The 5,301-nt window shown below is 66.4% G+C and carries 5 protein-coding genes; all 5 read right to left on the bottom strand.

Annotation, left to right across the window (positions count from 1 at the left end):
• Positions 1 to 132 precede the first annotated feature (132 nt).
• The gene (locus VM054_01110) at positions 133 to 834 is read right to left on the bottom strand and encodes a hypothetical protein (protein ID HUT97656.1); all 702 of its coding nucleotides are present in this window, start codon (positions 832 to 834) and stop codon (positions 133 to 135) included.
• Between the two features lie 263 nt (positions 835 to 1,097).
• Entirely contained in the window at positions 1,098 to 2,087 is a 990-nt protein-coding gene (locus VM054_01105; protein HUT97655.1) for a sugar phosphate nucleotidyltransferase, read from the bottom strand.
• 514 nt (positions 2,088 to 2,601) lie between these two features.
• Entirely contained in the window at positions 2,602 to 2,769 is a 168-nt protein-coding gene (locus tag VM054_01100; GenBank protein HUT97654.1) for a Trm112 family protein, read from the bottom strand.
• A gap of 35 nt (positions 2,770 to 2,804) precedes the next feature.
• Positions 2,805 to 3,665, bottom strand: coding sequence for an RNA polymerase sigma factor RpoD/SigA (locus VM054_01095; protein ID HUT97653.1), 861 nt, complete (start codon positions 3,663 to 3,665; stop codon positions 2,805 to 2,807).
• 9 nt (positions 3,666 to 3,674) lie between these two features.
• A complete protein-coding gene (locus tag VM054_01090) occupies positions 3,675 to 5,102 on the bottom strand; it encodes a TatD family hydrolase (GenBank protein HUT97652.1) in 1,428 nt (475 codons plus the stop codon).
• Between the last annotated feature and the right edge of the window lie 199 nt (positions 5,103 to 5,301).

Genomic DNA, 5,301 nt, shown 5'->3' with positions numbered 1-5,301 from the left:
ACGACGTCGGCGAGGGTGATTTCCTTGAATGTGCCCTTCAACGTCGCTCCGTTTTTTCGTTGTTCGCGGTCCGTAAACCGGCCCCGGTAATCAGTTTAACATAACCGGGGGGGCCTCACCGGTGCGGACCTTCTACGGCGCTTGCCAGATTGTATTGCCATTCTTGTCAGCCAGAATCAGCACTGGCCCGTCCCTGGTCACGCGTAACTGGGCGCGGGGCTTGCTGTTTTCGTCGATTAGATTCAGTTCAATTCTATCCTTAGATACTCCCAGCGCGACGCGGCTTATCCCATTATCATCGCGCAGGCCTAGCAACGGTCCATTCTTATCCAAGCCCAGCGCAGTGCGAATCTTACCGTTTTCATCGGCTAGGAGTAGCCGCGGTCCATCCTTATCCGCTACCATCTGGGCGCGAGACTTGCCGCTCTCATCGTATTGATCCAGCTGCGACCCGTCTTTAGACACGGTCAACGCCGTTCGTGTCTTGTCGTTCTCGTCGAGTAGGGCCAGTACTGAGAAGACTTCGGTCACAGCTAGAACGGCGCGGTTCACGCCGTTTTCATCTAACATGCTCAGCTTCGGTCCGCTATCGGTCATGCCCAGCACTGCACGAGTACGGCCATCATCATCAACCAGTACAAATCTCTTGGCCTGAATGATACTGTCAGTCTCTACGGCTTCCTGGGCCAGGACCGGTCCCGTGTTACCCGTGGTAAGCCAGGCCAGGGCCAAGAGCCCAAGCGACAGACCAGCGGCGATTAACAGGCGCCGGGTGCGGAGTTTCGCGGCGGCCAGTTCCCGCTCCACCTTCTCCAGCCGTTCTTCGACAGTCATTTCTGGCTCCTAATCCCGGGATGGTTTTTTCGTAGGGGCGACCCGCAGGACGAGTCCTCCGCAGTCGCCGCGGGCGGGGACGGAGCCCCGCCCCTACGGGGAATATGCGTTTATCGCTGACAACTCTGCGAACCATAACAATTACGCGAAAATAGAATTTTCAACAGTCTCATCCTGTTAAGCCCGCGGGCGGGGACGGAGCCCCGCCCCTACGGGGTATATGCGTTTTTCGCTGGCAACTCCGCGTACCCCGATGGCCCCCGTTACGAGAACGTCACCTCGGAGTCGTCGCCCAGGTTGAGGCGGTCGAAGCGCCCGCGCACCAGGGCGTTGTCCCCGACGAGGGACCCCTTGAGGAGCACGCGAGAGAGCCGGGCGCCGCTGCCGATGATGGAATCGCGGATGATGCAGCTCTCGATTCGGGCCCCGTCGGCGATGGAGGCGTAGGGGCCGATGACCGAGCCCGAGAGCACCACCCCCCGGCCGATGTGGGAGGGCTTGATGACCACCGAGTCGGGGTAGACGGGCGTCGGCTCCGCGCGTCGCTCCAGTAGCACGCGGTTGGTGGCCAACAGGGTCTCCGGCTTGCCGCAGTCGAACCAGCCGGCGATTTTCCAGGGGCGGAAGACGGTCCCGTCGGCGAGCATCCGCGCCAGGGCGTCGGTGAGCTGGAACTCGCCCTTGGTGCGCAGGCCGGCGTGAATGTTGCCGCCCAGGGCGCGGTAGAGCGCCTCGGAATCGCGGATGAGATAGAGCCCGACGATGGCGAGGTTCGAGGGCGGGTCGGCGGGCTTTTCCACCATGCGCACGATGCGGTCGCCCGAAAGCTCGACGATGCCGAAGCGCCGGGGGTCGTCGGTGGGGGCGACGGCGATGACGTTGTCGGGCTGGTCGAGAATGCCGGCGATGTCGGCCTCGACGATGGTGTCGCCGAGGATGACGAGGCTGGGGAGGTCGCGCTTTTTACCCAGGGCGGTCCAGACGGCGTGTCCCAGGCCGAGCTGCTCGGTCTGGCGGGCGAAGGTGAGGTTCAAGCCGGAGTAGGCGGCCCGGGCGTAATCCTCCACCTTCTCGGCGAAGAAGCCGGTGACGAGGGTGACGTCCTTGATGCCGGCGCGGGCGACGTCGTCGAGGATGTAGCCCAGGATGGGCTTGCCGGCCACCCGGATGAGCGCCTTGGGGATGGTGTGGGTGTGGGGTTTGAGGCGCGTGCCGATTCCGGCGGCGGGGATGATGGCCTGGTACTCGGTCACGACGGTCCTTTCCCGTGTCGCGGGTCGAAGCGGGTCCATCGCGCGGCGGGCCCGTCCCCCGGTCTCCGGTTGCGCCGTTTCTCAGACCGAAGGGATGCCGCCGCGTCTCGTGCGCCGCGGTCGCCCCTTCGGCCACCTACGCGCTCCCCGGACCCCGCGCGCCTGCGGTCCGGTCGGCTCTATTCGCTTCCCGGCCCCGTGCGGTGAAGGATAAAACCGGCCCCCTACGCGCCCGCCAGCCCGGTCGGCTCTACTCGCTCCCCGACCCCGCGCAGTGAAAAATGAACCCAGCCCCCGCGCCCCTTCCCGGTCCCGTGCGGTGAAGGATAAAACCGGCCCCCTACGCGCCCTCCGGCCCGGTCGGCCCCTATTCACCCCCCGGTCACTGCGCGCGAGGGTGACTGACAAGGGATTAAAATCCCCTGCCTCTTTTTAAATCCCAGCCCCCGCGCCCCTTCCCGGCCCCGTGCGGTGAAGGATAGCCCCGGCCCCGCGCCCCCCGGCCCGGCCGACCCTACTCGCCCCCTTCGGCCTCCTCGACGAGCATCACCGGGATGCCGTCGCGGATGGGGTATCGGCGGCCGCAGGAGTCGCACACGATCCGCTCGCCGGTCCCGTCCAGGTGGACCGGCGTCTTACAGACCGGGCAGGCCAGAATCTCTAGTAGTTCGTCAAAATCCATGGCTTATAAGGGTTCGGCTGATTGCCCGGTTAAGTTTATTCGGCGCGTCGGTCCGTGTCAAGGGCGTCCTCCGCGGTCAGGGCCGTCGAGGCCTCCCTCCGGAGCTTTGCGAATGCGACCGCCTCGATCTGCCGGATCCGCTCCCGGGAGAGGTTGAAGACCTCCCCTATCTGGCGCAGGGTCATCGCCTTGTGGCCGATCCCGTAGTGCAACTCCACGATCCGCCGCTGGCGTTTGGGCAGCTTCGCCATCAGTTCCTCCAGCTCCCGCTGCCGGTCCTCGGCGATGAGCAACCGTTCGGGGCTCTCGACTTGGGAGTCGGTCAACAGGTCCAACACCTCGGTCTCCCCGTCGGGGACGATGGGGCGGTTGAGGGAGAGCCTGTTGGTGGCCAGGGTCGAGATGCGCTGGAGCTTTTCCGCCGTGATGCCCGTCTCGTCGGAGAGCTCTTCGAGTGACGGCTGGCGGCCGTGGCGGCTCTGGAAGACCTCCCGCATCCGTATCATCCGGTACAGGTCGCAGTAGATGTAGAAGGGGAAGCGGATGGTGCGCGAGTCGTTGGCCAGGACGCGGCTTATGGACTGCCGGATCCACCACACGCCGTAGGAGATGAGGCGGATGCCGCGCTCGGGCTCGAAGTGGCGCACGGCGATTATCAGTCCCTCGTTGCCCGCGGAGATGATGTCCGTCAGCGGGAGTCCCTGGTGGGCGTACTTGAAGGCAATCTTGACCACGAAGCGCAGGTTGGCCTCGATGAGGCGCTTGGTGGCCACCTCGTCGCCGGCCCTGGCGCGGAGGGCCAGCTCCAGCTCCTCCTGCCGCGATAGCACGGGGAACCGGTTTATCTCCACGAGGTAGGCGTCGAGGGTGGGGTCTTTGGTTTTGAAGACGGTCAGGTGATTCCCCTAGTCGTTTTTATAGGTCCGGGCGCGGAATCGGGCGCCCAGCCCGGCCGCCAGCCTCTCCACGGGCGCGAGGTCCGTGTCCGGCAGGGCGACGGCGCTGGCGGTGACCGCGAATCCGAGCCCCACGGCGGTTCTGGTGAAATCCAGCACCGCGGTGAAGGCGGCCTCCCCGAACACCGGCCGGCAGATTTTTACGTACCCCGCGGCGTCGGCGGCGTTCAGGCTCACGGAGAACTCGTCCACCAGCCCGCGGAGCGGTTCGAGGAGCCCGGCGGCGGTCTCACCCCGGGCCAGGTGGGCGGTCCCGTTGGTGTTCACCCGGACCCGCGCGCCGCGTTCTTTGAGCCACCGGGCCGTCTCGGCCACGATCTGGGCGCTTAGGAGCGGCTCGCCAAAGCCGCAGAAGACCACCTCGTCGTAGGACGCGGGGTCGCCCACCGCCTCGATCAGGTCCCCGGCCCCGGGCTCGCGGTCCAGCCAGAGTCTGTAGCCGCCGAGCCCCAGCCTCCGCCGCCGGACGCAGAAGGCGCAATCGTTGGTACAGCGGCTGGTGGGGTTCAGGTAGAGGTTGCGGCCCAGGGCGTATGCCGGAGCACCCCCGAAGCCCTCGGGCTCCGGCAGCCTGAACAGCCGGCGGGCGTTGGCCGTGGTGACCGGGGCGATTTCCCCCAATCCCGCCCCGTGCAGCTCGGCCACCCTTTCCGCCGTCAGGCGCACGTAGGCCGGCTCGTTGCGCTTGCCCCGGTGGGGCTGTGGCGCGAGGTAGGGCGCGTCGGTCTCCAGCACCACCGATTCCGGCGGCAGCGACCGGACCACCTCGCGGTGCGCCCCGGCGTTGGCGAAGGTCACCACGCCGCCGATGCCGATCATGTACCCCAGGGCGACGGCTCGTCGGGCGTCATCCGCCGTCCCGGAGAAGCAGTGCAGCACGCCGCGGGGCGGCTCTTCCAATCCGGGGTAACTTTCCGCCTCCTCCAGGCAGCCCGCGAGGTCGGCGTGGGCCTCGCGGCAGTGGACGACCGCGGGGAGCCCCTGGTCGCGCGCGCGCCGGAGCTGGTCCAGGAACACACGCCGCTGGACTTCGCGGGGCGCGCGGTCGTGGTGGTAGTCCAGGCCTATCTCGCCCCAGGCGACCACCCCCGGTTCCCCGGCCAGGCTCTCCAGCTCCGCGGCGACGGCTTCGTCGTAGGTTCCGGCGTCGTGCGGCGACACGCCCACTGCGGCCGAGACGTCGAAGGGGTACTTACGGGCCAGCTCCACCGCCCGGCGGGAGGTTTCCGGGTCCACCCCGATGGTCACGACGCGGATGACCCCCGCGGCGCGGGCCCGCGCCAGCAGCGCTTCCACCTCGCCCTCGAAGCGCGGGTCGTCGAGGTGGGCGTGGGTGTCCACCAGCGCCGGTGTAGGATCGAAGACGGTCTCGCTCACGGACGCCGTCGCCTTTTTAGTCCGTCGAGACTTGACGTTTCGCCAGGTGAGTGTTTGATTTTGGGATACCTTTGTGTTCCTGGACCATCCTTAGTCTCATCTACAACGCTAGATAAAGGACTTACGGGGATGCTATCATGTCACATGAACTGGAGGCATGGTGGCAAACAAAGAGTCCGAGGATCGGCATGTCAAATGT

It is taken from the genome of bacterium (assembly GCA_035528375.1).
Lineage (GTDB): Bacteria > RBG-13-66-14 > RBG-13-66-14 > RBG-13-66-14 > RBG-13-66-14 > RBG-13-66-14.
This window is presented reverse-complemented; position numbering and strand designations above follow the sequence as displayed.

Excerpts from the sequence above, each read along its gene's own strand:
- VM054_01110 (HUT97656.1), bottom strand. The coding sequence starts at position 834 with ATGACTGTCGAAGAACGGCTGGAGAAGGTGGAGCGGGAACTGGCCGCC.
- VM054_01100 (HUT97654.1), bottom strand. The coding sequence starts at position 2,769 with ATGGATTTTGACGAACTACTAGAGATTCTGGCCTGCCCGGTCTGTAAG.